Here is a 22,273-nt window from a genome sequence, read left to right on the forward strand (position 1 = left end):
GAGGTAAATCATGGACGAAAAAGACTTCGAAGGCACATTAGTTCTGGAAAAAATGGCAGAAATAAATAAAGTAGATGCTTTTATGGAGGCTATAGATACTGACGACTTCGGCAAGGCTCAGTCTTTGATGAAAAAAGCGGGTGTTGAACCTAAAACTATTGCTATCGTATTAAAGAAAATGCACGAAGCTTCAGGTGAACACTAAGTATCTCAAAATGCGAATCTCCGGAGAGACTGTCTAAGATCTATCTATTTACTGGGATAATTTTTTTACGATATTTCCCGTCTTCTCATTAATATTCACTTAATTGCAAAAATTAGATTTTTTTTCTGACCATTGTTATTCTTTAATCAAGTTAATGATCGACAGGAGGTCGGGTATGAAAAATCATTTACGGATGATAATGGTCATTTCAACAGCTGCCGCGGTGGTGGCGTGTTCAAGACAAGGTTCTATAGATACATCAGGTAATGCTTATTTAAGTAGTTACCCACAGGAAAAAACGGATAACTTGCGTGTGAGTATGACAGATGCTCCATCGAAAGATTTAAAAAGCGTTTTTGTAAATGTGGCTCACGCCGAATTATTGGTAAGTAACGGCGGCAAAAGCAGTCGTATAATCGTTGCCCAGAATTTAGGGTTAGTGGATTTACTGACATTGCGTAATGGCGTGTTGTTACCCATGCAAGATTATAGCCTTCCTGAGGGGGTCGAAATTACGGGCATCCGTTTGGTACTCAAAGGCGATGATAATCACGCGATCAAGAAAAACGACGAACGTTGTGAAATGCAAACGCCAAGCGGACAGCAATCAGGTATTAAGGTTCATTTAAGCGCACCTTTCGTCATTGAAGAAGGCAAAGACTATTCAATGATTATGGATTTTGATGCGGAAAAATCTGTTGTTATTAAGGGAAACGGTGAGTGTTTATTAAAGCCTGTTCTTAAAGTCTTAACAGTTACAAGCAAAGACAGCGATGATGACAGCAGCGAAGAAGCTAGCGAGCAGCCAATTACTGACGGCAATGACAGCAACACGAGTGATACTGCATCGGGTGGCAGTGATACGTCATCTGACGTTGTAAGCGGATCGACAACTGTTGATGCGACCAGTGATGGTATAGATAGCAGCGACGAACAAACTGGTTTCGAAGAGCCAATTGATGAATCGCAAGAACCCCCATTGTTAACCGAAGAAGAGTTCTTTCAGGTCGGATAAGCGAAAATAAAAAAAGGGTGAGCAGATTTCTCTACTCACCCTTAATCAGTTTTTAAAGCTATTTTTTAGCAACGATATTTAACGTTAATTCAAATTCGTCGTTGATAACTTTGTTAGCCGCTAAATCTTTGAATACGTTGCCAGAGTTGTATTTTAAACCCCACTTCGTACGGTCGATTTTAACAGTGCCTTTGCCGGTAGCCGTGCCGTTGGCAAAAGTTACAGTTGCAGGAAACTCGATCGGGTGCGTTTGGCCGATCATGGTGAAATCACCTTTGATGACGACTTCGTCTTTACCTTTACCTGGAGTAACCGAAGTTAATTTAAAAGTGGCCGTTGGGTTTTTAGTAACGTTGAAAAAATCTTCGCTAGATAGGTGGCCGACCAGATCTTTGTTTTTACCGGCATCTTTAAGATCGATGTTCGAGATGGTTTTCATATCCGCAACAACATTACCTGATTTAAGGGCGTTGTTTTCAACCATAAATTCACCGGATTGAACTTTAACGTTACCGTTATGGAAGCTGCCAAGCTTTTTGGTGCCTTTCCATTCAATGGTGCTGGCCGCGGTATCAACTTTGTAAGTTTCGGTTGCCGCCGCTGCCGCTGCTTTTTTATCGGTTTTCTTAGCGTCAGCTGCAAAAACGTTTACAGACAAAGCTAAGATGCTTAATGCGAGTGTGATTTTTTTCATGGGGTGATTCTCCTTAAAATGATGGTTACTTATCTTATTATTAAAATTTTATTTACGACAAATGTTTCTTCAACAAGGCCAACAATGGCTAGTTTAACAAACCGACCTTAGACGCGTAGAGCTTTGCCATGCTTTTCGTTTGGCGCAGCGCTATAATAACCGCATGAATGCCCAAGCTCTGGAAGCCCAACTTCACCAGGAAATTCCGCTCAGCAAATTTATGCAGGTTAAAGTCGTGCGTGCCGATGCCCAACAGATCGAACTTGAATGTGATCTGGCCCCGAATCATAACCATGTCGGCACCGCCTTTGGCGGATCGCTGGCGACGATGATGGTTTTAGCTGCGTATTGTCAACTTTTCGAAATTATTCATAAAACCGGGCATGTGCTGTTAAAAAATACCTCAATGAATTTTATTTACCCGGTCGAACAAAAGTTGCGGGCGGTATGTCGCGCTCCGGCTCCGGAGCAGGTCAAAAAATTTACCGAGGCTTACACAAAAAAAGGTAAAGCCCGTATAGAGCTAAAAAGTCAGATCGTTCTGGATGATGGCCGGGTGGCCTGCGAGATGACCGGCGAATTTGTAGGTGTGAGCTAAACTATGGAAAAAAAAGTGTTAATGGTGTGTTTAGGTAATATCTGCCGTTCGCCAACGGCAGAAGCGATCATGCGGCAAAAAGCCAAGCAGCTGAATTTAAGTATTTATGTCGATTCTGCCGGAACGGCAGGTTACCATATCGGCGAGCCCTCAGATTTACGTTCGATCAAACATGCCGAGCGCCGTGGTTATCAAATGACGCATTTAGCGCGTCAGTTAGCAGTTAAAGATTTTGAACTTTTTGATCATGTGATTGTCATGGATGATTCGAACTACACCAATGCTTCGGCGGTGTGCCCGCCGCATTTACTGCATAAATTAGAAAAGATGGCGCACTACGATCCGCGTAAAGTGATATCGCATATTCCGGACCCTTATTATTTCGGGCCCGAAGAATTTGAGCGGGTCATTGATTATCTGGAAACATGCATTGATGGTTTTTTACAAAAACATTTTTAAAGCCTGAACTCCTGTTCGATTTTACAGTTTTGCAAAAACACTTCGTCATGCGAAATGATGATCAACGCACTGTTAAACTCGCTCACCAGTTTTTCTAAGAATTTGATATTCTCGAGATCCAGATTGTTCGTAGGCTCATCAAGAATCAGCAACTCGGGTTTTTCGGTTTGCAATAATCCCAGTGCCAATGCAGCTCTTAATCGTTCGCCGCCGCTTAAGGTGCTGACACTTTTAAAAACATCGTCGTTAATAAAGAAAAACTTGGCTAAGTTAGATCTGATATCGCTGTCACTTAAGCTTGAGTTATCTCGGATATTGGCAAAGATGGATGTTGTTTCGTTTAAGATCTCACAGCGCTGGTCAAGGTAAAGGGTACGCAGGTTTCCCGAACGTAATTCACCCCGGCTGTGGTAGTTAGAGCCGCGCAAAGCTTTAAGCAGGGTAGATTTGCCAGAGCCGTTACCACCTTTGATAGCTAAACGGATGTTTCCGCGCCAAGAAAAATTCAGATCCTCTTTGTAAAGCCAGTCGCTGAAATAAATATTAAAGTTAACCGCTTCGGCCACCAGTTTCTGTGCCGGAATTTTTTCTCCGACCAGGTCGGCGTACATCACGGGACTTATTTTTAATTCAATTAAGGCCGTGTGCGCGGCAGTCACGGCCGCCTGCGCCCGCTGATAAGAGTCTTTGTCGATTTTTCCGGTTGAAACCTGGGCTTTGCGTTTTCTTGCGCCTATCAGAATTTTCGGCATACCGCCACGTTCGCCGGCTTTAACACCTGCACGGTTACGTTTCTCCTGCCGTTCGATTTTCGCCAGACGTTCATGATAAGCCTGTTCACGCTCTCTTTCGGCTATGTCTAGCTGGTGCTGTAGATTTAGCTGTTCAGCGGCTTTGGCTTTACTGTAGTCAGAAAAATTACCGCCGAATTTATTTAAACCTTTATTCGAAAGTTCATAAATTTCGTCACACAGGGCTAAAGCTTCGCGGTCATGTGAAATTAATAAAATGCCGCCGCTGCGTTTTTTTAAAAACTGCATGAGCATTTCGCGTCCATCGCGGTCTAAGTCATTAGTCGGTTCATCTAAAACCAGAAATTGATCATTTAACGTTTTGGCCAGGCGTACCCGCATCCATTGGCCGCCGCTTAAAGTGGTGCAAAGGCTGTCGCGGTTAATTTCGCTGAGTAAACGTTCGCCCAGGGCCGGCCATGTGTAATCTGGCCCGAGATAGTCGTGTACCGATTCTGGCGGTGGCACCTCCCGCTGTGGCAGATAGGTGACCGGACCGTTGGTTTTAACTGCGCCGCCGGACGGGGAATAGATTCCGGCGATCAGCTTTGCCAGGCAGGTTTTGCCAATGCCATTAGGGCCGACTAAACCTGTTACTCTCGAGCTCAGTGAAAAATTTAAATTGTTAAATAGCGGTTGTCCGTTCGGAAGTTCAAACGAAACCGCATTAAAGATTACGGTTGCAAGCATAAAATAACCTTACGCTTCTCAAGAAGCGCCTTAAGATAGGGGTGAAATTTAATGAAATAAAATAGGTTTTATTATGCTGTTCTCATAAGTCTCTGCTTCAGGGGCAGAGAAATAACAGATTATCAAAACATATTCAGTTGTGAAACAGGAAAATAGTCCGTACGATTTTTATATATGGAAAAAACGTACTACCATGCGCATGAATCGGCTTATCAACAAATAAAATCCAACGGTTACGTAGGCTGGGGTAACGCCAAATCGCTTAATGATTTAGGCGATGCTGTCACAAAGCAGTATCTGGTTGATACAGTCCAGCGTTTTTTTCCTGAAGCTGTGGGCAAAAAAGCCCTGGATCTTGGCTGTGGTACCGGGACGACCGCATTTATGCTGGCGCGTATGGGTATGGATGTGACCGGCGTCGATATCTCGGAGACGGCTCTCGAGATGGGCCGAGACTTAGCTATGCAGCAAAATTTGAAGATTCAGTTTACCAAAGCCGATGTGTTGCAGCTTGAAAAGCTTAAGCAAAAATTTGATCTGATCTACGATAGCCATTGCCTGCACTGTATTGTTTTTGAAGACGACCGCCAAAAAGTTTTAACAGGCGCAAAAAACGCCTTAACTCCGGGTGGTGTGTTTATCTTGGATACGATGGTGGTGCCGAACGAGCCACATAATCTGGTGCAGAGTTTTGAACCATTACGTTTTGATGAAGACTATATTCTTTGGCACAAAACCAAAGCCGCTGATTACAAAGGAACCATTGAGTTAAACGGTCAGGCCTGGTGTGCCCAGCGCCGTATTTATCCGTCACACGTGGTGATGGGTGAAGTGGCCAAAGCCGGTTTTGTGGTGATCTCTGACAGGCTTGATGCACAGCCTGGTCAGCCCTCGATGTTACGTCTGGTTCTGCGGTAAATTATCTTAATGCCGCATTTCTGTTGCGGTGTATTCGGTTCGTGAAGCCATACCTAAAAATCTTACCAGGGCCTTATTGACTTCTTCAGCGTGGCTGGCAAGTAAACCGTGCGGGCCGCCTTCGATTTCAAGGTACTGGCAGCCGGGTAATATTTCTTTAAGACGGGCACCACACACTTTAAGTGGCGTGATTTTATCGGCGCTACCGTGGATGACTAAACTCGGTACAGTTATTTTTTTGATATCTTCGCGAAAATCTTCTAACCATGAATCAATACACTCTACCGTGGCCAAGCTTGAAGCTTGCATGGCCAGGTTCCAGCTGAATCTGATCATCTCATCACTGACGGCTTTTCGGCCGGCGATGGCGTGGCTGTAAAAATCTTTTAAAAAGCCGGCGATAAAGGCTGGGCGATCTTCGATACACCGTCTGATCATTTCGTCAAAAACCGAACGATCGACACCTTCGGGATTGTTTTCGGCTTTTAACAGAGCCGGTAAAATGCCGGCGATAAAGACCGCTTTTTCGATTCGTTCAGTGCCGTAGTTAGCGATGTATCTGGCCACTTCGCCGGTGCCCATGGAAAATCCGACGAGTGTGATATCTTTTAAATTTAATTTTATAATAACCTGATGCAGATCTGCGGCAAAGGTGTCGTAGTCATATCCTTTTTCGGGTTTGCTTGATTCGCCGAAGCCTCTGCGGGTGTAAGCGATCACACGATAGCCACTAGAGAGTAAAACCGGAATCTGGGCTTCCCAAGATTGTTCGTTCAGCGGCCAGCCGTGCAATAATATGACTGGTTTTCCCGAGCCGTAATCTTGGTAATGTAAATCGATGCTTCCTGAATTGTCTTTACCGACTTCAATGTAATGCATAAAGCTCTCCTGCGCTTAAAAATTCAGAAGAGCTGCAAATATTATTCTTGAATAATCGGGGAGAGATGCCCCTAGCGGGCTAAGTACTCTTCCAACTTATCAAACGAGCCTGTCCAGCCCTGAGTCATGCCGCCACGTTCTTTGATAAAGGCCTGAAGTTCTTCTGGAGTGAATTTGCCTTCAATTTCCCACTGAATAGTTACACGTGTTTGATTTTCACCTTCAGAAGTAAACATCACAGTAGTTAACATAGACTCGGGCCAAATCGGTGCGCCCGGATGGCGAGAGATGTTTTCTTTTTCATCAGCAAATTGTTGTGAATACACAAGCTTAGTCGGGGAGATTTCTTTGTACTGAACAGTGCCGTACATAGTAAAACCCTGATCGTTAAACATTTTATAGAACGATTTGCCTCCGGGTTTAACTTCAGCGCGGATAAACTGCATATCAAAACCGGCCGGTGCTAACCATTTTGAAAAGTGCTCAGGCTCGGTCCAGACCTTAAACATCGTGTGGATATCTGTGTTGAAAGATCTGTTAATCACAAAGATTTCTTTTTTCGTTTGTTCTTTTTCTAAATATTCAGCGAAACGATCCCAGGTTGAGTTTCCGCCAGCGGCTTTAATGAATTTTGCAGTTTCTTTAGCAGCTTCTTCGGTGGCAAGAGCCATCGTCATTTCGAATTGAGTTTTGTTTTTGCCTAATTCTTTAAATTCAGCCGTGACACGAAATAAGGGAGGAGTGGTTTCCGTTGCGCCGTGATCATAGACTAACCGAGAGTATTTTTCGACCTCATGATAAGTAGCAATGTTTGGCCAGTCTTTTCCATCCGGCCCATGCATGGTGTAGACCCATTGTCCGCCAGGTTTTAAATCTTTTGATTTTGTCGTAAGCGTAAAACCACGTGGTCCCCACCAATGTGCCGCCTGATTTGGATCAGTGAAAGCATCCCACACCATTTTTAATGGAGCGTCGTAAACACGTGTTAAGTATAACTCATTGGGTTTATTTTTTGCGGCCATGGTTTTTTCCCTTCGCGATTTTTTTCTTTTTCGATTGTTTTTCTTTAGCGGTAACAGTTTTTAAATATTCACCTAAACGGTCTAAACTTTCTTCCCAGTAGATGCGGTATTGTTCGATCCAGTCGGTGGCATCTTTAAGTGGGGCGCCGTTGATCTTGCACGGGCGCCACTGCGCATCTTTGGACTTTGTCACCAGGCCGGCATTTTCCAAAACCTTCAAATGTTTGGTGATGGCCGGCAGACTCATCTCTTTTAAAAATGGTTTGGCTAAATCAGAAACATTAGTTTCACCTTGCGATAAACGCGCCAACATCGCCCGACGGGTCGGGTCAGATAGAGCATGAAATGTCTGCGACAGATGATCTTGCAACATATATTAAACCTTTTGGTTAATTAACCATTTAGTTAAATATCGGCTACTCGAGTGCCAAAGTCAATAGCAGTCGCGCCTACAATTGCAAGTACTTGAAATGTATAGATTATTTTGTCTTAAAACGAATACCTAAAGGTTAAGGCCATGCCATCGCCAGTGGGAATGGCCGTCATTTCGGTGTTGGTTTTTTTATTTTGGTAGCGCTGAGAAATACTGATGCCGTAACTTGCACCGATGGCGGCCCCTGCCACGACATCATGTACATAGTGGCGGTTATCATTCATGCGGCTGTAAGCAACAGCTGTGGCCAGAACGTAGGCCGGGATCCCCCAGGTTGAGCCATGTAATTCGTTAACCGTGGCGGCAAATGCAAATGCACGGGTTGAATGCCCTGAAGGGAAAGAAGTTTTATCGCCGGCATCATGTGGACGCGGTTCGCGCACGATGGGCTTGAGAGTCTCAGTCAGTAAACTTGAATATAACGTTGATTTAAGCATCACGACAGCAAACTCGTGGGCCTCGGGTGAATCGGCGAAATACGAGTAAGCTTCCATACCAAAATAATAAAGGGCGTTAGGTACTAACTGCCCTGAGATATCGCCATACTTGCTGTAACCACCCATCGGCTTTTTTCTGACCGTGTCTTCCTGCAGCGGATCGACCGTAAATTCGCGTGTTAACAGCAGACCGCCGGTAATGGCAAAACCGCCAAATAAAACTTTTTGCCCGGTGGGATTTACAAACGGTGAGATAAAATCGTTACCGACGTTTTGCCAAAATGAATCCTCTTTGCTGAGTTTGCTTTCGGTGTCTGCCAAACAAAGTTGAGGCAGAAGTAAAAATAGTAAAAAAATATGACGCATGAAGAACTAGTGTAGCAGTTAGCACGTAAAAATTATGATCTAGAAAAAGTACAGTCCGTGAAGTAATACTAATTTGTAAATTAAAACTGATATTGAAAATAGATGGCTAAACCATCAGAAGTTGGAATCGGCATCCAGCTTGGTTGCCACACATCTTTTTTGTGTTTTATATAGCTGGCGCGCGCCCAGAACACACCCAGAGTAATGCCGGCGGTGATATCACTAATCCAATGCGCGTTTTCAGCGATGCGCGACATGGAAATTCCGGTGGCGACAGCGTAAGCCGGCACACCAACCTTCCACCCGTAGGCGTACAGCAATGAGCCCGCCGAGGCAAAGGCCGATGAAGCATGCCCTGACGGGTATGACGACGGAAACGGTAAATAATCCCCGCGGTCATCGGGGCGGTTGCGCTGAAAAATATATGACAAGGTCACATGAGTTAAGGATGTGAAAGCTAAGGCCCGTGCATGCATTAAGCCGTTTTCCGCATCCCAGAACAATTGGCCAACGGCAATGCCTACACCCAAAAATCCGCTGCCGATTTTGGCAAAATCGGACGACGTTTTTCGGTCCATCAACAGATAGTGACCGCGCTGATTGTGTTGCATGACATCGTGATCGTAGTGGTGGGCCACGACGGTTGTCAGTGCGCCGACCCCTAAAATGGTGTACCCGGAAGAATCAAGACCGAGCTTAAGTGTGGGCTTAAACTGATCTTCCCACAGCCACGGTAAAAACGGCTTACCTTGGGTAGGATCTTCAAAAGAAAAACTTTTACCGCTGAAAATAAGCAGCGCAAAAAAAACAAAGCGGCTTAACACCACAGTTTTAGTGGCGCGCAGTTTGTTAATAAGATGATAAGCCAACCACGCTAAGATTGAACCTAGCAGTGCACCGGCAATAACATCACTTGGGTAATGCACACCACAGTAAATCCGTGAATACGCAGTAAGGCCCGCCAAAGTAAAAAACAGCCAGCGTAATCTGGGAAAATAAAAACCCAAGAACACGGCGATAAAAAAACCATCAGCGGCATGGCCTGAAGGAAACGACAACCCGCCTTGCGGATCACCGCGAAGAATCACGGTAAACGGCAGTTCCGCATTAAACGGACGCGGGCGGTTAAACGCCGGTTTTATTGCACGCACCAAATGATCTAAGCCGGTCGTAAAGACCACCGCAGCCAGCACCAAGAACACGCCTCTTAACCGCACTTGCCAATAGACATAAGCCAATAGTAACGGCGCAATGACATATAAAAATATTTTAAGTTTATGAAAGTTGGTCCACACCGGTAAAAAGGCATCAAACCACGCATTACTTAAAGTGGTATTGATTAAATAAAATAGTGAGTAATCAAACTCTAAAAATTTCTCAAGCATACTAAAATAATAAAATCCCCACTGTGGCCTGCAGGCTGTAAATAGTTGAATTATCTTTTACGGCCTGGCTGTTGATGGCGACCGGCGTCTCGCCGTCGACCATCACATCGTCCCGGTGTTTAATCCACTGGGCCGTGCCGTTTAATTCGGTGAACCACACTTTGCCTTTATTGGTGCGGTAGATTCGCCCAAAACCAAGGCCGGCGGCTGGCCCGTCCATGTGCAGGCGGGCCGTGTCTTTACTGAAAGTGGGTTCGGTTTGTCCGAGTTCAATGACCAAAACACCGGCGCCACCGAAGGCACGAAAGTAGTAATCTTCTAAGCGGTAGCGAAGCCCGAGCGTGAGCAGTGTATCCCAGATTAAATCTGAATTTAGGCGGTTAAATTTAACACTGGCACTGGATTCAATGGCCCAGTCATGGCTGAAAAACCAACCGACATCGGTTTTAAAATTTACACCCAAACCTAAATCGTCACGGCGTGAGTTGGATTGGTAGTTCGACGAATTTATGCCGAAGCCGGCAAAAATATGCAAACCTTCACTCCAATCATCGGTTAAAAATTCTTCGCCGGTTTCAAGCAGCTGCGCCTTGAGATGCAGCGGCAGAATAAAAATTAAAAGTAAAATTAACTTTTTCATTCAAACTCCCAGCCGATTTGTAAAGCGATGTAGTCCGAATGATATTCGACACTGCCGATGATTTCTGAAGTCGGCGGCAGTAGGGTAAACGGATTTAAAATATAACCGGTTAAATGTCCGAGCCAGGTTTCGCTATTGTGCAAAGCTTGTGATAATTTTTCTACGCCAACGCCTAAGACCGTACCGTAAACGGGTGTTTGGTACAAATCCTGATAGCTCGGACGTTCAGTGACGGTTTCAATGGTAAATTCAAAAGCAAAAGAAGAGATGGCCGACCAGATAAAGGCATTTTGTTCAGAGTAATCGCGTGAACGGTAGAATAAATAATAATACTGACCGGCCAGCGTGTGGCGGTAGAGATTATACTCGAAACTGTCGCGGTCGTAGTGTGGGTTACGCGGGTAATTTAGCCAGTTTCCAAATTCGCCGTATTTTTCGATTTCTTTTTTCTGAACCACCAAATAATACGTCCACTGCGCAGCGTAGACCATTAAGAAATTAGCGGTTTTTTCTTTCGTTGTGACATGCACCGGTAAATTCAATGAGTCATTCTGGGCATGCGCCAGGGCACAAAAGCAGGTGATCAGAATATAGAGGTATAAGCTTCTTCCCATATAGCCATCTGTTAGAACTTTGATCATGGTGCAATTAAACGGCCCAAATTTCTGCGATGGTCAAAAAAACTCTGAAGATGGTCTGAATTTCGCAGCTGCAGCTCTTTAGAAAGTGAGTTCTTTGGCGCGAGGTGACATTAGCAAGCCAAACCAAATCCTAATCAAAGGTCTAGGTTATGGGTCACCAAAGTTTTTCTAATTTCGTTTGCTGCGAAAAACTTGCTAGCGTCTAGACAACAGCTAAGTTCCACGGAAGGAATGTAAATGTTGAAAAACATTACCAGCGTTTTTTTAATATTGTTTTCAAGTCATCTGGTCTACGGCTGGGGAGCTAAAGGTCATCAGATCGTGGCTTACGTTGGCGCAAATCTCACCACGGACGGCGCACCTTTCTGGCAGGCCAATCTTGAACCACTCCGCAAATTAACGACTGTTCCCGACCGTGTATGGAAAGCACCCGCGACTAAAAATGAAGAAGCTAATACGCATTGGTTTCAGGTCGACGCCTACTACGAACCACAAGATTACAATCAGATCATCCGCTTTCCGAGCAGTTACTCAGACGCTGTCACCAAATATGGCCAGAACATGATCGCTATTAACGGCGTTGCCCCGTGGCGTATCCGTCAGTTGTATCAACTGGCTTTTTTAAGCTTTATCAATAATGACATGAAAAAAGCCCTCGAGTATGTCGGTGTCATGACCCATTACATCGGCGATCTGTCGCAGCCTTTACACGTCAGTGAAAATTACGATGGACAGCACACCGGCAACAAAGGAATTCATGCATATTTTGAAGCCAGTATAATTAAAGATGAAATAAAAATCCGTGCTGATGTGGAAAAACGTGCAAAAAACCTGTTGCGTGACCCGAATTTTTTAAGTCAGTTTAACGGTAACCTGATGGATGCCATTTTGCTTGAGATCGAACGCTCGGTCGAAAAACGTGATCAGGTCTTACAAAATGATGATAAATACGGTCGTAATAAAAACGGGGCAGCGATTCAGTTAGAACTAGCCAAAGAACGTATGGCCGATGCCGCAGCAACGACGGCGCTGATCTTAAATCAGCTATGGCGTGAGACCGGATTAATCGCAAATGCCACGCCGATGACGGTGCAGGATCCGAAATGGGTCAGACCTGATTTTAATAATCTTCCCGAAGAGCGCATGACGCCGCTACAAAAAAGATTTTTAACTGACGAAGAAGACTGCGCGTTGTAAGTTTGCTAATGATCGAGAGTGCTCTCAGGCAATGGCAGCGGTTGCGACTGCAGGCGTGGTTTTCCGTACTGAGTCCATAATTTCATTAAGCTGGCTTCGTTTAAAGTCTCGGTTTCCCGCAGGATTTTGACTGCCTCAAGAATAAAGGCCTTATTGCGGATTAAACAGTCTTTTGCGCGGGTAAAACTCTTGTCTAATATACTGCGCACTTCCTGATCGACTTCTGAAGCCGTGCGGTCACTGAGTTTACCGCTACCTTCAAACTGTCCCTGCAAAAAAACAGCGCGTTTATTTTCAAGAGCGACCATACCGATTTTCTGACTCATACCGAATTGTGTAACCATGGACCGAGCCAGGTCTGTGGCTTTGGCTAAGTCATCACTGGCGCCAGTCGAAACTTTTTCACAGAAAATTTCTTCGGCACAGCGGCCACCCAGAAGAACCGCGATTTTATCCAGCAGTTCATCTTCATCTAACACGTAGCGATCTTCGGTCGGGCGCTGAATCGTGTAGCCGAGTGCGCCCATACCGCGCGGGATGATACTGACTTTATGAACTTTTTCAGTCGTGCTTAAGGCGAGACCAACGGTGGCATGCCCCATTTCGTGATAAGCGATGCGTGCTTTTTCTTTTTCGCTCATCACTTTGCTTTTTTTCTCTAAGCCAGCGACCAGGCGCTCGATGGCCAGGGTAAAATCATCTTCGCTGACGTGTTCAGCGTTGCGACGAGTGGCCACGATGGCCGCCTCATTCACAAGATTGGCAAGATCAGCGCCGGAAAATCCTGAAGTGAGTGAAGCGATATGATTTAAATCAACTTTCGGGTCAAGCGTGATCCGTTTTACATGCACGTTTAAAATCTGTAAGCGCCCATGCTGATCAGGCGGGCTCAGCAAGATCTGGCGGTCAAAACGCCCGGCCCGCAGCAGCGCCGGATCTAAAATTTCGGGGCGGTTAGTAGCTGCAAGCATAATCACACCTTCTGAGCTGTCAAAACCATCCATCTCTGCCAACAGCTGATTCAGCGTTTGTTCTTTTTCATCATTACCGCCGCTGCCGATGACACCGAGAGCCCGTGATTTTCCGAGGGCATCGATTTCATCAATAAATAACAAACATGGGGCCTGGTTACGGGCCTGTTCAAATAAATCCCTGACCCGCGCGGCGCCGAGACCAACAAACATTTCAACAAACTCTGAACCGTTAATCGAAAAAAATGTAACTTTAGCTTCGCCGGCGACAGCTCTGGCCATTAAAGTTTTTCCTGTGCCGGGCGGCCCGACGAGCAGTACACCTTTCGGGGCGCGGCCGCCTAAGCGGGTGTAGCGCTGCGGGTCCTGTAGAAAGTTAACGACTTCGGCCAGTTCTTCTTTGGCTTCGTCGACACCAGCCACATCGGCAAAGGTGGTTTTAACGCCTTTTTCCATGTAGATCTTCGCGCGTGATTTTGTCAGTGAAAGTATGCCGCCGGCCCCGCGGGTCATGCCCTTGGCGGCCAGGCTAAAGAGAAAATAGATAAATAAAATCGGAATCAGCCAGGCAAAGGCGACCCGCCAGAAGGGGTCTTTGAATTCGCTGCGAAAAGTAATATTTTTATCATGCAGTTTCTGCACTAAGCTTTCGTCAGGAACGATATTAGTCGAAAAAAATTTGGTGTTTTTAGGGTCAGCATTGGCAGCGGTGGCTTTGATTTCGCCGCTGACCGAACTTTCGCTGATCACCACATTGTTGATCTGGTTTTTATCCAGCAGCTGCAGAAATTCGCTGTAAGGAATAGTTTCGGCCCGGCTGCGAAAGATGATGTTATTAAAGATAATAACGCCCATTAAAACCAGAAACATGATGCCGAAGTTCATTTTATTATCGCCAGGTTTAAATGGTTTTGTTTGATCATCTTGCATGCCACGTCATTAAGGTTCAATTTTTATTCCATGCGCAGCTGCTCATTAGCGGCAAAGACTGTGGTAACTTGGGGCATATTGTATTACCATGAGCTAAAATGTCTTCGGTTAATAAATATCCTACCTTTAATTATTCGCAGCCGGCTGATTACCACTTCAGTCATGATTCTGTTTTTCTCGCACGCGCAGTCTTTGAACGGCACGGCGAACAGCTGACCCAGGGCGATGTGCAGATTCTGGATCTGTGTGCCGGCTGTGGCATTGTCGGTATGGATCTGGTTTTTCACCAACTGAAGGAAAAATCATTTTCCGGACAGGTCGATTTTTTAGAAGTGCAGGAGATTTATCACGGTCATTTTGTCCAGAACCAAGAAATCATGCAGGGTTATTTTCCAGAGCAGGCTCTTAAATTTAACTGGCTTCAGAAAAATTACGCAACCAGCATAGACAGCAAAAAATATGATTTAATTGTTTCTAACCCGCCGTATTTTGTGGTCGGCACCGGTAAGTTATCACCGAATGACTTTAAGAACCGCTGCCGCTTTTTTGTGGATTCTGACTGGCAGACGTTGGTCCGCTTTATGCAAAGTTCATTAAAACCAAAAGGCCAGGCTTATTTCCTGGTGCGGGAAGAGCTTAAGTCAGTTATCGAACAGCAATTTTCAGACAGCGTCACTTTTCCGTTTCAGGTACGTGGCACATGGGTGGGAAATATTTCATGAAAACCGCAGTCGTTATTGGTGCTACCGGTCTTGTCGGAACCGAACTGGTGCAGGCTTTATCATTTAACCAGAATTACAATAAAATATTTACTATCGTCCGCCGGCATATTGAATTTGCAGACAAAAAAATTGAACCGGTCGTTGTAAATTTTGACCTGCTTGAGCAGCAGGTGTTTCCGGATGGTGCAGACTATTTTTGTGCTCTGGGAACCACCATCAAGCAAGCCGGATCCGAGGCGGCATTTCGCAAAGTCGATCATGACTATGTGGTGAGTTTTGCCAAGATCGCAAAAAAATGTAACGCCAATTCATTTCACATGGTTTCAGCCTTAGGTGCTGCGCTAACCTCGGCTAATTTTTATTCGCGTGTTAAAGGTGAGGCCGAACAAGATGTGAGCGCATTGGGTTTAAAAAAGTTACGCATTTACCAGCCCAGCTTATTGATCGGCCCACGCGACAAACTGGGGCAGCAGCGCCGTTTTGGCGAAGAGCTAGCTACGGTTGTTTATAAAAATGCCAGATTTTTATTTTCTGGCTTCATGAAAAAATATGAGCCGGTTCAGGCCGAAAATGTCGCTTTGGCGATGGTTAAAAATGCGCTGGCCGACACTGATCACGAGAAAATGATTATTTCAAACAGAGACATGCACTAAATAATCACGGGCGGGTCATCAGAGATCTCAGAAGACTATCTAGTGTCGCTGCGACAGTACGATAAGTAACCCGATCAAAGACGAGATAAACATCACGGCAGCGGTAGGCAGACTGCCGCTGACATTGAGCATGCCGACGCCGGCACTGGCTACTGAACCCACACCTAATTGCAAAAATCCTAAGAGGGCTGATGCTGCACCCGCATTTTTTTCAAACGGCTCAAGAGCTAGGGCTGCGGCATTCGGGTAAGTAATGCCGGCACATAACAATAGAAAAAATAAAATAACCACGGTCGGAACCAGCGTTAACCAGTTGTTGTAAACGCCGGTCAGAAAAATAGCGCCCATCATGACCTGAAAGAACAGGGCCACTTTAAAAATCTGCGGGCTTTTAAATTTTCTGGTAAATAATAAGTTTAACTGTCCGCCACCGATCATGCCGACGGCGAGGATTGCAAAAATGATTCCGTAGGCTTTGGCACTGACTTTAAAACCTTCCATAAACATGGCCGGCGAACCCGCGATATACACAAATAATCCAGCGAATGAAAACGAGCCGGCAAAAGTAAAAATTGAAAACTGGCGCACCTTTAAAATTTCTTTATAGCCCAATAAGATAGATTTTAAATTGAGCGAAGTGCTGCCGTCGGGTTGGTACTTATTCGGCAGCATAAAATACACCAGGGCAAAATTAAGTAACCCAAGCCCGGCCAAGGTAGCAAAGATCGTACGCCAACCAACAGCTTCTACCATATAGCCGCCGATGGTCGGTGCCAGTAGCGGTGATACGCTTAAGACGAGCATCAACATCGAAAAAACTTTAGCACTGTCTTCAACCGGAAAAAAATCCCGTACCATGGCCAGAGCACCGACCGAAGCGACACAGCCGCCGATGGCCTGTAAAAAGCGAAGTGCTAAAAACCATTCAATCGAGTTGCAGTTAGCCAGGGCGATCGACGAAAAAATATAAATGCCTAAGCCGGTGTATAACGGTTTTTTGCGGCCAAAATGGTCTAACAGCGGACCGTAGATAATCTGGCCTAAGGCAAAACCGATAAAGTAGGTCGAAATCGAAAATGAAACCTGCGCAGTGGTTGTCTGTAAATCCTTGGCGATCTGAGTGAAGGCGGGAAGATACATATCTATCGAAAAAGGCGTTAAGGCCTCAAGGGAACCTAAAATTAAGATTAACAGCGCGTAGAGTTTTTTATCTTGCATGCGCGCATAATTACACACTTTGCCTACTATTTACCAGTGTGTTTATTCATGCTTATATTATTTATTAAACAAGAACATATATCAAATGAGGCATGCATGTTAACCTGGGAAAAATTATTCGAAGCAAAGATTGCAACAGTAGCCTCAAGTGAGGATCCGGCGCACGATTTAAATCACTTTAAGCGGGTTGTGAGTATGGCTAAACGCTTGTGTCAGAGTGAGCAGGGTAAAATGGAAGTCGTGGTGCCGGCCGCCTGGTTGCATGATCTGGTGATTGTGCCAAAAAACTCGCCGTTACGAAGTCAGGCCTCAAAGATGTCGGCCGAAAAAGCGATCGAGTTTTTACGAGAAATAAATTATCCCGCTGAATTTCATCATGATATTGCGCACGCAATCGAAGGACACAGTTTCAGTGCCAATATCGCCGTAAATACACTGGAAGCCCAGATCGTGCAGGATGCAGACCGTCTGGATGGACTTGGGGCGATCGGTATTGCACGCTGCTTTGCCACCGCTGGGTTAATGAAGCGTGCATTCTACCAAGGTGAGGATCCGTTTTGTGACAACAGACCCCCGGATGATCAGCATTATACGCTAGATCATTTTTACAAAAAACTTTTCAAAACTGCTGAAACCCTAAAAACCAAATCAGGGCAAATTGAAGGGGTGGCGCGTATTCAGTTTATGCAAGAGTATTTGCAGGTTTTAAAAACAGAAATTAGCTGACATTATTACCAACTCAGACGACCATTATGCTTATGAAATATTTTTTACTGATAACTTTAATTGCATCGACAGCCTTTGCCACGCAGACGCTGTCACCTAAACATCTGCCGGCGCAGACACAACAAAGTAAACCGATGCCGTTGCAGGCGTCAGAAAAATCCCGCTTTATCTACCGTGAATTTTTGGCTAACCGCGAAGATTCGTTTTTAATTCAGGCCATTAAATGTAATCCCGACGCCAAAAGCGAACTCTGGGTCGAACAATTTAGGACCAATCAAAAGGTTGTGGGCGGTGAAGTTCATACCTTGCATATATACGCGCGCGCCGGTGATTGTAAGCAATCCAAAGCTAGCAGCGTATGGTTTGAAACCATTAAAATTCCTAAATCAGATAAAATGACTCATGTTTATATAACCATCTTATCAGACAATATTACGGTGCTCTAATGTCAGTCGAATCTACGCATTTAACAGGTAAATTATCTTTCGCGGTAAAATCACACGAATTTACCGTTAACGTCGATGTGGTCGAAAAACTGGGCGGTGAAAACACAGCTCCTGACCCGCATCAATACATGGAAATCGCTCTGGCAAGTTGTACATCGATGACCGTGATGATGTACGCCAAAAGAAAAGGTATTCCATTAGAAGATATCAGCGTCAGTATTCATATCACCGCCGAAGGTGAAGTAAATGCGATCTCGCGCGGGGTGAAATTGATCGGGGCAAATCTTACACCGGAACAAAAAGACAATTTAATGAAGATCGCCGATAAGTGCCCGATTCATAAATTTTTGTCGCGTGGGGCACAGATCACGACAACTCTGAAAGAAGCCTAACATGTTAGATCACGATATTTTAATCAGCGGAAAGAAAAAAGATCTGGGCGGATTTATCGTGAGCCGCACTTTACCTAATATCAAACGCCGTAATGTCGGGCCTTTTGTGTTTTTAGATCATATGGGTCCTTTGCAGGTCGACCACGAACATTTAATGAGTGTGCGCCCGCACCCGCATATCGGCCTTTCGACAGTGACTTATTTATTTTCCGGCCGTGGTTTGCACCGCGATAGCCTGGGTTCAAAACAGGTCATTGAACCTGGAGATCTGAACTGGATGACCGCTGGGCGCGGCATTGTTCACTCTGAGCGAACCCCGGTTGAGGATTTATCCGCTCACCCTAAAAAAACCATGCACGGTATTCAGATCTGGGTGGCTTTGCCGGTTGAAGAAGAAGAGTGCGAGCCGAACTTTACCCATTACCCGAAAGAGACCTTGCCGGTTTTTACGCTGGCTGAAAATTTTTCGGGAAAACTTTTGATCGGCAATTATAAAAATACAACTTCGCCGGTAAAATGTTATTCGCAGACTTTTTTTGCCGATATCACTGTGGAAAACGATGTTGATAGTGTGCTAAACATTCCGGAAGAAGAGATCGGCGTGTTTTTATTAAACGGTAAAGCGACGGTCAATAACCAGGAATTATCCACAGATGATTTATTGCTGGTTGCAAACCCCAGCGAAATTAAAATTCAGGCCACGCAAAATACACGCCTGATTTTTATCGGCGGCAAAGCGTTTGCTGAGCCCAGATATATCTGGTGGAATTTTGTTTCGTCACGCAGAGAACGTATCAGAGAAGCAGCCGAGCAGTGGAAAAAACAACTCCTCGGACAAGTGGCCGAGGAGTCTGATTATATTCCGTTACCGGAAGACCCGCTGCCATAGCGGCAACGGGCTATTTACATCGGGTTGGTTAAGCGGCCCATTTTACCGCTGTTAAAATCATCGAACGCCTGACGAATTTCTTTTTCAGTGTTCATCACAAACGGACCATAACCAACAATCGGCTCATTTAACGGTTCACCGCCCAAGAACATCATTTTCGTGTCTTCTAAGGCTTCGATGGTAAATTCGCTGCCGGCAGTTTCCATTAACGCAAGCTCGGCTGCGCCGATAACTTTATCGTCATTTAATTTAATACTGCCGCTTAACACAAATACCGATGCGGTATGGCCGGCAGGAACGGTAAAAGTATTCTTGCTGCCTTTATTTAGACGCAGGTCCCACATATTAATCGGCGAGTGAGTCAGTGCCGGACCGTGAGCCGTTAAATAATCACCGGCAATCACGCGAACTTTGCCGCCGTTAATATCAACTGCGGGAATTTGCGCGTCTTTAATACCTTGGTAACGGGGTTTATTCATTTTATCTTTAGCCGGTAAATTCACCCACAGCTGTACCATCTCAAAGAGGCCGCCGCTTTTAGAAAAATCTTCACCGTGCTTTTCTTCGTGCACCAGCCCTGAAGCCGCAGTCATCCATTGCACGTCTCCGGATTGGATTACACCGCCACCGCCGGCTGAATCCCGGTGCTCAACCTGACCTGAGTAAACGACCGTAACGGTTTCAAAACCACGGTGCGGATGTTCGCCAACACCGCGGCGGTGTTCACTCGGGGCAAACTCGGCAGGACCTGCATAGTCCATTAATAAAAATGGAGACATGTATTTGGCCAGATCCTGATAGTGAAAAATAGTGCGAACCGGAAATCCGTCGCCCACCCAGTGAGGAGTGTCGCTTCGTTGGATGTGTAATATTTTTTTCATAAAAACTTCCTCTGTTGTTTGTACCTATAGTACGGCACAATAAGGGTGTTTGAATAGATGGTATAATATAAATTCATTGTTCTATCTAATAGACAATAAAAAGAAAGGATAGACTTTGACCTCTATCCTTTCTAAAACTTTGACCGCCTGTCTCTTTATAAAACTATCTGCGGATAACTTCGATATCGATACGACGATTTTGGCTACGACCATCCTCAGTAGCGTTATCAGCTACCGGTTGTGCTGCACCCATGCCGGCAACCTCGATGCGATCAGCGGATATACCCTGACCGACAAGTGATTGCTTTAAGGCTTCAGCACGATCCATAGAAAGTTTTTGGTTTGCACTGGCCACTCCCACATTATCGGTGTGACCGACAATACGAATGCGTGCAGTTGGATATTGATTTAATAAGGCCGCCAGCGCGGTCGCTGTTGCTGATCCCTCGGTGCTGATGGCTGCAGAACCAGTCGGAAAATTTAATTCACGCAGCGAGAACGCCCGCGGGGCTACGGCTGCGGGGTTTGCAAGAAACTGCGATAGCTCCCCCATGACTGATTGGTCGCTGGCGGCGAAAGTTGTGGTACCTTCGGGAGTCGGAACGGTTTGTATATTTGTCTGCGGGGCTGTGATGACGGGAGCGGTGTTTCTCCCCTGGCTCCACCAGATAATCCCGATCGCAACGGCAAGTAATAACCATGGCCAATATTTTCTTAAGGTGCTTTGGCCTTGTTTGCTGTCAGCCGTACCTGGCACATCAATTCCGGTCTGTGTGGCAAACTGTTTGGCGGCGCCTGAAAGATCCGGCATGATGCCGCTACCCTGGCCGAGAATATTGGCAAAAGCCGCTGGCGCAAGGGTTCCGCCTTTCATTTTTGAACCGATAAAAGTAAAGACAGCAGCGCTTGCTGCGCCTAAGAGTTTTGAACCCTGTGAAGAGTTCACACTTGCCGCGCTGGTGATTTTTCCAAGCAGCGAATCGGTATTGCCGCCCAGTACGCGATTTAATAAATCCTGACCCTTATTGATCTGCAGAGTTACATTCGAGGCGTCGCTGGTCACACTGGCAGGGTTGTCAAAACCACTGTCATGAATGGCGGCGGCGACATTTTGAATGCCTTCTGGGCCGCGAACTTTTTTTTGGATTTCGCTAAAAACCGCAGGGATTGCGGTCATCATTGTTGCTTTGGTTTTATCGACCGGAATGCCTAACGTTTCGCTGATTTTATTAAAAAATCCCGACGGTAGAACATGTGAAAACGAATTTAAGGCATCTGCTGTAAGTTCCATAAACTACTCCTTTTTTGAGGTAAAATGACATCCTTGTGCACTCGGGTATTTAATAAGCAAACTGGGTGCCGTAAGGCGAAAATTAGGCATTCCCAAGCGGGGCATTCTGGGGTATTACATGGCCATGGGAAAAATAGAGATTCTCAGATTAATGGCTGGTTTTAAAAAATTCCGCGATAAATATTTCGCAGGAGAGCATCCACTTTATGAACGTTTAAATTCGTTCACTGGCCCCGGACAAACACCAAAAACGTTAATTATTGGCTGCAGTGATTCACGCGTTGACCCGGCCTTAATTACCTCAGCTTCGCCAGGCGAGCTATTCATCGTGCGTAACGTGGCAAATCTTGTACCTCCTTTTGAACGGGGCGGTAAATTTCACGGGGTGAGTTCGGCGATTGAATTTGCAGTGGTAAATTTAAAAGTTGAAAATGTTATTGTGCTTGGTCACCGTCAATGTGGCGGTATCCGCGCGTTGATGTTAAATGACTTAACTGATCCAGGCGAGAGTTTCGTGAACCGCTGGGTGAGTATCGCTAAAGATGCGAAAGAGCGCGTATTGGCAGCTCATCAGGGTGAAGATGATGAAAGTCTTTGCCGTCACGGAGAACTTGAAGCGATCGTAACTTCGTTAAATAACTTACGAACATTTCCGTTTGTGAAAACAGCGATTGAAGAACGTGGCCTGTCTTTGATGGGTATATACTTTGATCTGGAATCAGGCCATCTGCTTGAATACGACGACGACGCGAACAACTTCCGCTGTGTCGAATTATAAAAAGTC

General features: G+C 45.4%; 26 protein-coding genes. 13 read left to right on the forward strand and 13 right to left on the reverse strand.

All coding sequences use genetic code 11. From position 1 onward, the window contains the following. The first annotated feature begins 10 nt into the window (after window positions 1-10). Together AC04MM_RS10540 and AC04MM_RS10545 are read left to right on the forward strand one after the other, a co-directional pair. Window positions 11-205 carry a hypothetical protein gene (locus AC04MM_RS10540; RefSeq protein WP_475380320.1) on the forward strand — a complete coding sequence of 65 codons (195 nt, stop codon included), beginning with the start codon at window positions 11-13 and terminating at the stop codon, window positions 203-205. Between the two features lie 175 nt (window positions 206-380). Then, the gene (locus tag AC04MM_RS10545; protein WP_475380321.1) at window positions 381-1,220 is read left to right on the forward strand and encodes a DUF4382 domain-containing protein; all 840 of its coding nucleotides are present in this window, start codon (window positions 381-383) and stop codon (window positions 1,218-1,220) included. Window positions 1,221-1,278: 58 nt separating this feature from the next. Here AC04MM_RS10545 and AC04MM_RS10550 read toward each other — a convergent pair whose 3' ends face one another. Beyond that, window positions 1,279-1,914 carry a YceI family protein gene (locus tag AC04MM_RS10550; RefSeq protein ID WP_475380322.1) on the reverse strand — a complete coding sequence of 212 codons (636 nt, stop codon included), beginning with the start codon at window positions 1,912-1,914 and terminating at the stop codon, window positions 1,279-1,281. 163 nt (window positions 1,915-2,077) lie between these two features. On the opposite strand from AC04MM_RS10550, the gene AC04MM_RS10555 reads away from it, so the two are divergent. Then, window positions 2,078-2,512 carry a YiiD C-terminal domain-containing protein gene (locus AC04MM_RS10555; protein WP_475380323.1) on the forward strand — a complete coding sequence of 145 codons (435 nt, stop codon included), beginning with the start codon at window positions 2,078-2,080 and terminating at the stop codon, window positions 2,510-2,512. Window positions 2,513-2,515: 3 nt separating this feature from the next. Further along, the gene (locus tag AC04MM_RS10560) at window positions 2,516-2,971 is read left to right on the forward strand and encodes a low molecular weight protein-tyrosine-phosphatase (protein ID WP_475380324.1); all 456 of its coding nucleotides are present in this window, start codon (window positions 2,516-2,518) and stop codon (window positions 2,969-2,971) included. Here AC04MM_RS10560 and AC04MM_RS10565 read toward each other — a convergent pair. Then, window positions 2,968-4,452 (reverse strand): ATP-binding cassette domain-containing protein, encoded by a 1,485-nt coding sequence (locus tag AC04MM_RS10565; protein ID WP_475380325.1) that lies wholly within the window; start codon window positions 4,450-4,452, stop codon window positions 2,968-2,970. The two genes, AC04MM_RS10560 and AC04MM_RS10565, sit on opposite strands and share 4 nt — an antisense overlap. 174 nt (window positions 4,453-4,626) lie before the next feature. Between AC04MM_RS10565 and AC04MM_RS10570 the strand changes: the two genes are divergently transcribed. After that, window positions 4,627-5,370: a class I SAM-dependent methyltransferase gene (locus AC04MM_RS10570; RefSeq protein WP_475380326.1), complete on the forward strand. Its 744-nt coding sequence runs from the start codon at window positions 4,627-4,629 to the stop codon at window positions 5,368-5,370. 6 nt (window positions 5,371-5,376) lie between these two features. Here AC04MM_RS10570 and AC04MM_RS10575 read toward each other — a convergent pair whose 3' ends face one another. The 7 genes from AC04MM_RS10575 to AC04MM_RS10605 all read right to left on the reverse strand — a co-directional run bounded on the left by AC04MM_RS10575 (window position 5,377) and on the right by AC04MM_RS10605 (window position 11,173). Beyond that, a complete protein-coding gene (locus AC04MM_RS10575; protein WP_475380327.1) occupies window positions 5,377-6,249 on the reverse strand; it encodes an alpha/beta fold hydrolase in 873 nt (290 codons plus the stop codon). A 71-nt stretch (window positions 6,250-6,320) separates the two neighbouring features. Then, complete coding sequence (locus tag AC04MM_RS10580) at window positions 6,321-7,271, reverse strand: SRPBCC family protein (protein WP_475380328.1); 951 nt, start codon at window positions 7,269-7,271, stop codon at window positions 6,321-6,323. Beyond that, window positions 7,255-7,641, reverse strand: coding sequence for an ArsR/SmtB family transcription factor (locus AC04MM_RS10585; RefSeq protein WP_475380427.1), 387 nt, complete (start codon window positions 7,639-7,641; stop codon window positions 7,255-7,257). The genes AC04MM_RS10580 and AC04MM_RS10585 overlap by 17 nt, the downstream gene beginning before the upstream one ends. Before the next feature lie 119 nt (window positions 7,642-7,760). After that, window positions 7,761-8,507, reverse strand: coding sequence for a phosphatase PAP2 family protein (locus AC04MM_RS10590; protein ID WP_475380329.1), 747 nt, complete (start codon window positions 8,505-8,507; stop codon window positions 7,761-7,763). Between the two features lie 80 nt (window positions 8,508-8,587). Next, on the reverse strand, window positions 8,588-9,892 hold the full coding sequence (locus AC04MM_RS10595; protein WP_475380330.1) for a phosphatase PAP2 family protein: 1,305 nt from the start codon (window positions 9,890-9,892) through the stop codon (window positions 8,588-8,590). A gap of 1 nt (window position 9,893) precedes the next feature. Then, window positions 9,894-10,532 carry a hypothetical protein gene (locus AC04MM_RS10600; protein WP_475380331.1) on the reverse strand — a complete coding sequence of 213 codons (639 nt, stop codon included), beginning with the start codon at window positions 10,530-10,532 and terminating at the stop codon, window positions 9,894-9,896. Beyond that, window positions 10,529-11,173, reverse strand: coding sequence for a DUF3943 domain-containing protein (locus tag AC04MM_RS10605; protein WP_475380332.1), 645 nt, complete (start codon window positions 11,171-11,173; stop codon window positions 10,529-10,531). Before AC04MM_RS10605 ends, AC04MM_RS10600 begins: the two co-directional genes overlap by 4 nt. A gap of 237 nt (window positions 11,174-11,410) precedes the next feature. On the opposite strand from AC04MM_RS10605, the gene AC04MM_RS10610 reads away from it, so the two are divergent. Beyond that, window positions 11,411-12,370, forward strand: a complete 960-nt coding sequence (locus AC04MM_RS10610) for a S1/P1 nuclease (protein WP_475380333.1) — start codon at window positions 11,411-11,413, stop codon at window positions 12,368-12,370. A 5-nt stretch (window positions 12,371-12,375) separates the two neighbouring features. Here the strand turns inward: AC04MM_RS10610 and ftsH are convergent, their stop codons facing one another. Further along, the gene (gene ftsH / locus AC04MM_RS10615) at window positions 12,376-14,271 is read right to left on the reverse strand and encodes an ATP-dependent zinc metalloprotease FtsH (RefSeq protein ID WP_475380334.1); all 1,896 of its coding nucleotides are present in this window, start codon (window positions 14,269-14,271) and stop codon (window positions 12,376-12,378) included. A 98-nt stretch (window positions 14,272-14,369) separates the two neighbouring features. On the opposite strand from ftsH, the gene AC04MM_RS10620 reads away from it, so the two are divergent. Both AC04MM_RS10620 and AC04MM_RS10625 read left to right on the forward strand, forming a co-directional pair. Next, window positions 14,370-14,993, forward strand: a complete 624-nt coding sequence (locus AC04MM_RS10620; RefSeq protein WP_475380335.1) for a methyltransferase — start codon at window positions 14,370-14,372, stop codon at window positions 14,991-14,993. Beyond that, entirely contained in the window at window positions 14,990-15,646 is a 657-nt protein-coding gene (locus tag AC04MM_RS10625) for a Rossmann-fold NAD(P)-binding domain-containing protein (RefSeq protein WP_475380336.1), read from the forward strand. Before AC04MM_RS10620 ends, AC04MM_RS10625 begins: the two co-directional genes overlap by 4 nt. Window positions 15,647-15,685: 39 nt before the next feature. On the opposite strand, the gene AC04MM_RS10630 is transcribed toward AC04MM_RS10625, so the two are convergent. Next, on the reverse strand, window positions 15,686-16,864 hold the full coding sequence (locus tag AC04MM_RS10630) for a multidrug effflux MFS transporter (protein WP_475380337.1): 1,179 nt from the start codon (window positions 16,862-16,864) through the stop codon (window positions 15,686-15,688). A gap of 96 nt (window positions 16,865-16,960) precedes the next feature. Here AC04MM_RS10630 and AC04MM_RS10635 point away from each other — a divergent pair, with 96 nt between their 5' ends. Genes AC04MM_RS10635 through AC04MM_RS10650 form a run of 4 tightly spaced genes read left to right on the forward strand, consistent with a single transcriptional unit; the run spans window position 16,961 to window position 19,317 of the window. Continuing rightward, the gene (locus AC04MM_RS10635) at window positions 16,961-17,590 is read left to right on the forward strand and encodes an HD domain-containing protein (RefSeq protein ID WP_475380338.1); all 630 of its coding nucleotides are present in this window, start codon (window positions 16,961-16,963) and stop codon (window positions 17,588-17,590) included. Between the two features lie 32 nt (window positions 17,591-17,622). Then, window positions 17,623-18,036 carry a hypothetical protein gene (locus AC04MM_RS10640; RefSeq protein ID WP_475380339.1) on the forward strand — a complete coding sequence of 138 codons (414 nt, stop codon included), beginning with the start codon at window positions 17,623-17,625 and terminating at the stop codon, window positions 18,034-18,036. Further along, window positions 18,036-18,428 (forward strand): OsmC family protein, encoded by a 393-nt coding sequence (locus tag AC04MM_RS10645; protein WP_475380340.1) that lies wholly within the window; start codon window positions 18,036-18,038, stop codon window positions 18,426-18,428. Before AC04MM_RS10640 ends, AC04MM_RS10645 begins: the two co-directional genes overlap by 1 nt. Before the next feature lies 1 nt (window position 18,429). Beyond that, on the forward strand, window positions 18,430-19,317 hold the full coding sequence (locus AC04MM_RS10650) for a pirin family protein (RefSeq protein ID WP_475380341.1): 888 nt from the start codon (window positions 18,430-18,432) through the stop codon (window positions 19,315-19,317). Between the two features lie 14 nt (window positions 19,318-19,331). Here AC04MM_RS10650 and AC04MM_RS10655 read toward each other — a convergent pair whose 3' ends face one another. Together AC04MM_RS10655 and AC04MM_RS10660 are read right to left on the reverse strand one after the other, a co-directional pair. Continuing rightward, on the reverse strand, window positions 19,332-20,198 hold the full coding sequence (locus AC04MM_RS10655; protein WP_475380342.1) for a pirin family protein: 867 nt from the start codon (window positions 20,196-20,198) through the stop codon (window positions 19,332-19,334). A 163-nt stretch (window positions 20,199-20,361) separates the two neighbouring features. Then, window positions 20,362-21,489 (reverse strand): OmpA family protein, encoded by a 1,128-nt coding sequence (locus tag AC04MM_RS10660; RefSeq protein WP_475380343.1) that lies wholly within the window; start codon window positions 21,487-21,489, stop codon window positions 20,362-20,364. A 124-nt stretch (window positions 21,490-21,613) separates the two neighbouring features. On the opposite strand from AC04MM_RS10660, the gene AC04MM_RS10665 reads away from it, so the two are divergent. Then, entirely contained in the window at window positions 21,614-22,267 is a 654-nt protein-coding gene (locus AC04MM_RS10665) for a carbonic anhydrase (RefSeq protein WP_475380344.1), read from the forward strand. The last annotated feature ends 6 nt before the right edge of the window (window positions 22,268-22,273 follow it).

The sequence above is a fragment of the Bdellovibrio sp. SBM16 genome, from assembly GCF_056175625.1.

Bases quoted from the DNA above. Each gene is read 5' to 3' on its own strand.
- AC04MM_RS10540 (WP_475380320.1), top strand. From the start codon at position 11: ATGGACGAAAAAGACTTCGAAGGCACATTAGTTCTGGAAAAAATGGCA.
- AC04MM_RS10545 (WP_475380321.1), top strand. From the start codon at position 381: ATGAAAAATCATTTACGGATGATAATGGTCATTTCAACAGCTGCCGCG.
- AC04MM_RS10550 (WP_475380322.1), bottom strand. From the start codon at position 1,914: ATGAAAAAAATCACACTCGCATTAAGCATCTTAGCTTTGTCTGTAAAC.
- AC04MM_RS10555 (WP_475380323.1), top strand. From the start codon at position 2,078: ATGAATGCCCAAGCTCTGGAAGCCCAACTTCACCAGGAAATTCCGCTC.
- AC04MM_RS10560 (WP_475380324.1), top strand. From the start codon at position 2,516: ATGGAAAAAAAAGTGTTAATGGTGTGTTTAGGTAATATCTGCCGTTCG.
- AC04MM_RS10565 (WP_475380325.1), bottom strand. From the start codon at position 4,452: ATGCTTGCAACCGTAATCTTTAATGCGGTTTCGTTTGAACTTCCGAAC.
- AC04MM_RS10570 (WP_475380326.1), top strand. From the start codon at position 4,627: ATGGAAAAAACGTACTACCATGCGCATGAATCGGCTTATCAACAAATA.
- AC04MM_RS10575 (WP_475380327.1), bottom strand. From the start codon at position 6,249: ATGCATTACATTGAAGTCGGTAAAGACAATTCAGGAAGCATCGATTTA.
- AC04MM_RS10580 (WP_475380328.1), bottom strand. From the start codon at position 7,271: ATGGCCGCAAAAAATAAACCCAATGAGTTATACTTAACACGTGTTTAC.
- AC04MM_RS10590 (WP_475380329.1), bottom strand. From the start codon at position 8,507: ATGCGTCATATTTTTTTACTATTTTTACTTCTGCCTCAACTTTGTTTG.
- AC04MM_RS10595 (WP_475380330.1), bottom strand. From the start codon at position 9,892: ATGCTTGAGAAATTTTTAGAGTTTGATTACTCACTATTTTATTTAATC.
- AC04MM_RS10600 (WP_475380331.1), bottom strand. From the start codon at position 10,532: ATGAAAAAGTTAATTTTACTTTTAATTTTTATTCTGCCGCTGCATCTC.
- AC04MM_RS10605 (WP_475380332.1), bottom strand. From the start codon at position 11,173: ATGATCAAAGTTCTAACAGATGGCTATATGGGAAGAAGCTTATACCTC.
- AC04MM_RS10610 (WP_475380333.1), top strand. From the start codon at position 11,411: ATGTTGAAAAACATTACCAGCGTTTTTTTAATATTGTTTTCAAGTCAT.
- ftsH (WP_475380334.1), bottom strand. From the start codon at position 14,271: ATGCAAGATGATCAAACAAAACCATTTAAACCTGGCGATAATAAAATG.
- AC04MM_RS10620 (WP_475380335.1), top strand. From the start codon at position 14,370: ATGTCTTCGGTTAATAAATATCCTACCTTTAATTATTCGCAGCCGGCT.
- AC04MM_RS10625 (WP_475380336.1), top strand. From the start codon at position 14,990: ATGAAAACCGCAGTCGTTATTGGTGCTACCGGTCTTGTCGGAACCGAA.
- AC04MM_RS10630 (WP_475380337.1), bottom strand. From the start codon at position 16,864: ATGCAAGATAAAAAACTCTACGCGCTGTTAATCTTAATTTTAGGTTCC.
- AC04MM_RS10635 (WP_475380338.1), top strand. From the start codon at position 16,961: ATGTTAACCTGGGAAAAATTATTCGAAGCAAAGATTGCAACAGTAGCC.
- AC04MM_RS10640 (WP_475380339.1), top strand. From the start codon at position 17,623: ATGAAATATTTTTTACTGATAACTTTAATTGCATCGACAGCCTTTGCC.
- AC04MM_RS10645 (WP_475380340.1), top strand. From the start codon at position 18,036: ATGTCAGTCGAATCTACGCATTTAACAGGTAAATTATCTTTCGCGGTA.
- AC04MM_RS10650 (WP_475380341.1), top strand. From the start codon at position 18,430: ATGTTAGATCACGATATTTTAATCAGCGGAAAGAAAAAAGATCTGGGC.
- AC04MM_RS10655 (WP_475380342.1), bottom strand. From the start codon at position 20,198: ATGAAAAAAATATTACACATCCAACGAAGCGACACTCCTCACTGGGTG.
- AC04MM_RS10660 (WP_475380343.1), bottom strand. From the start codon at position 21,489: ATGGAACTTACAGCAGATGCCTTAAATTCGTTTTCACATGTTCTACCG.
- AC04MM_RS10665 (WP_475380344.1), top strand. From the start codon at position 21,614: ATGGGAAAAATAGAGATTCTCAGATTAATGGCTGGTTTTAAAAAATTC.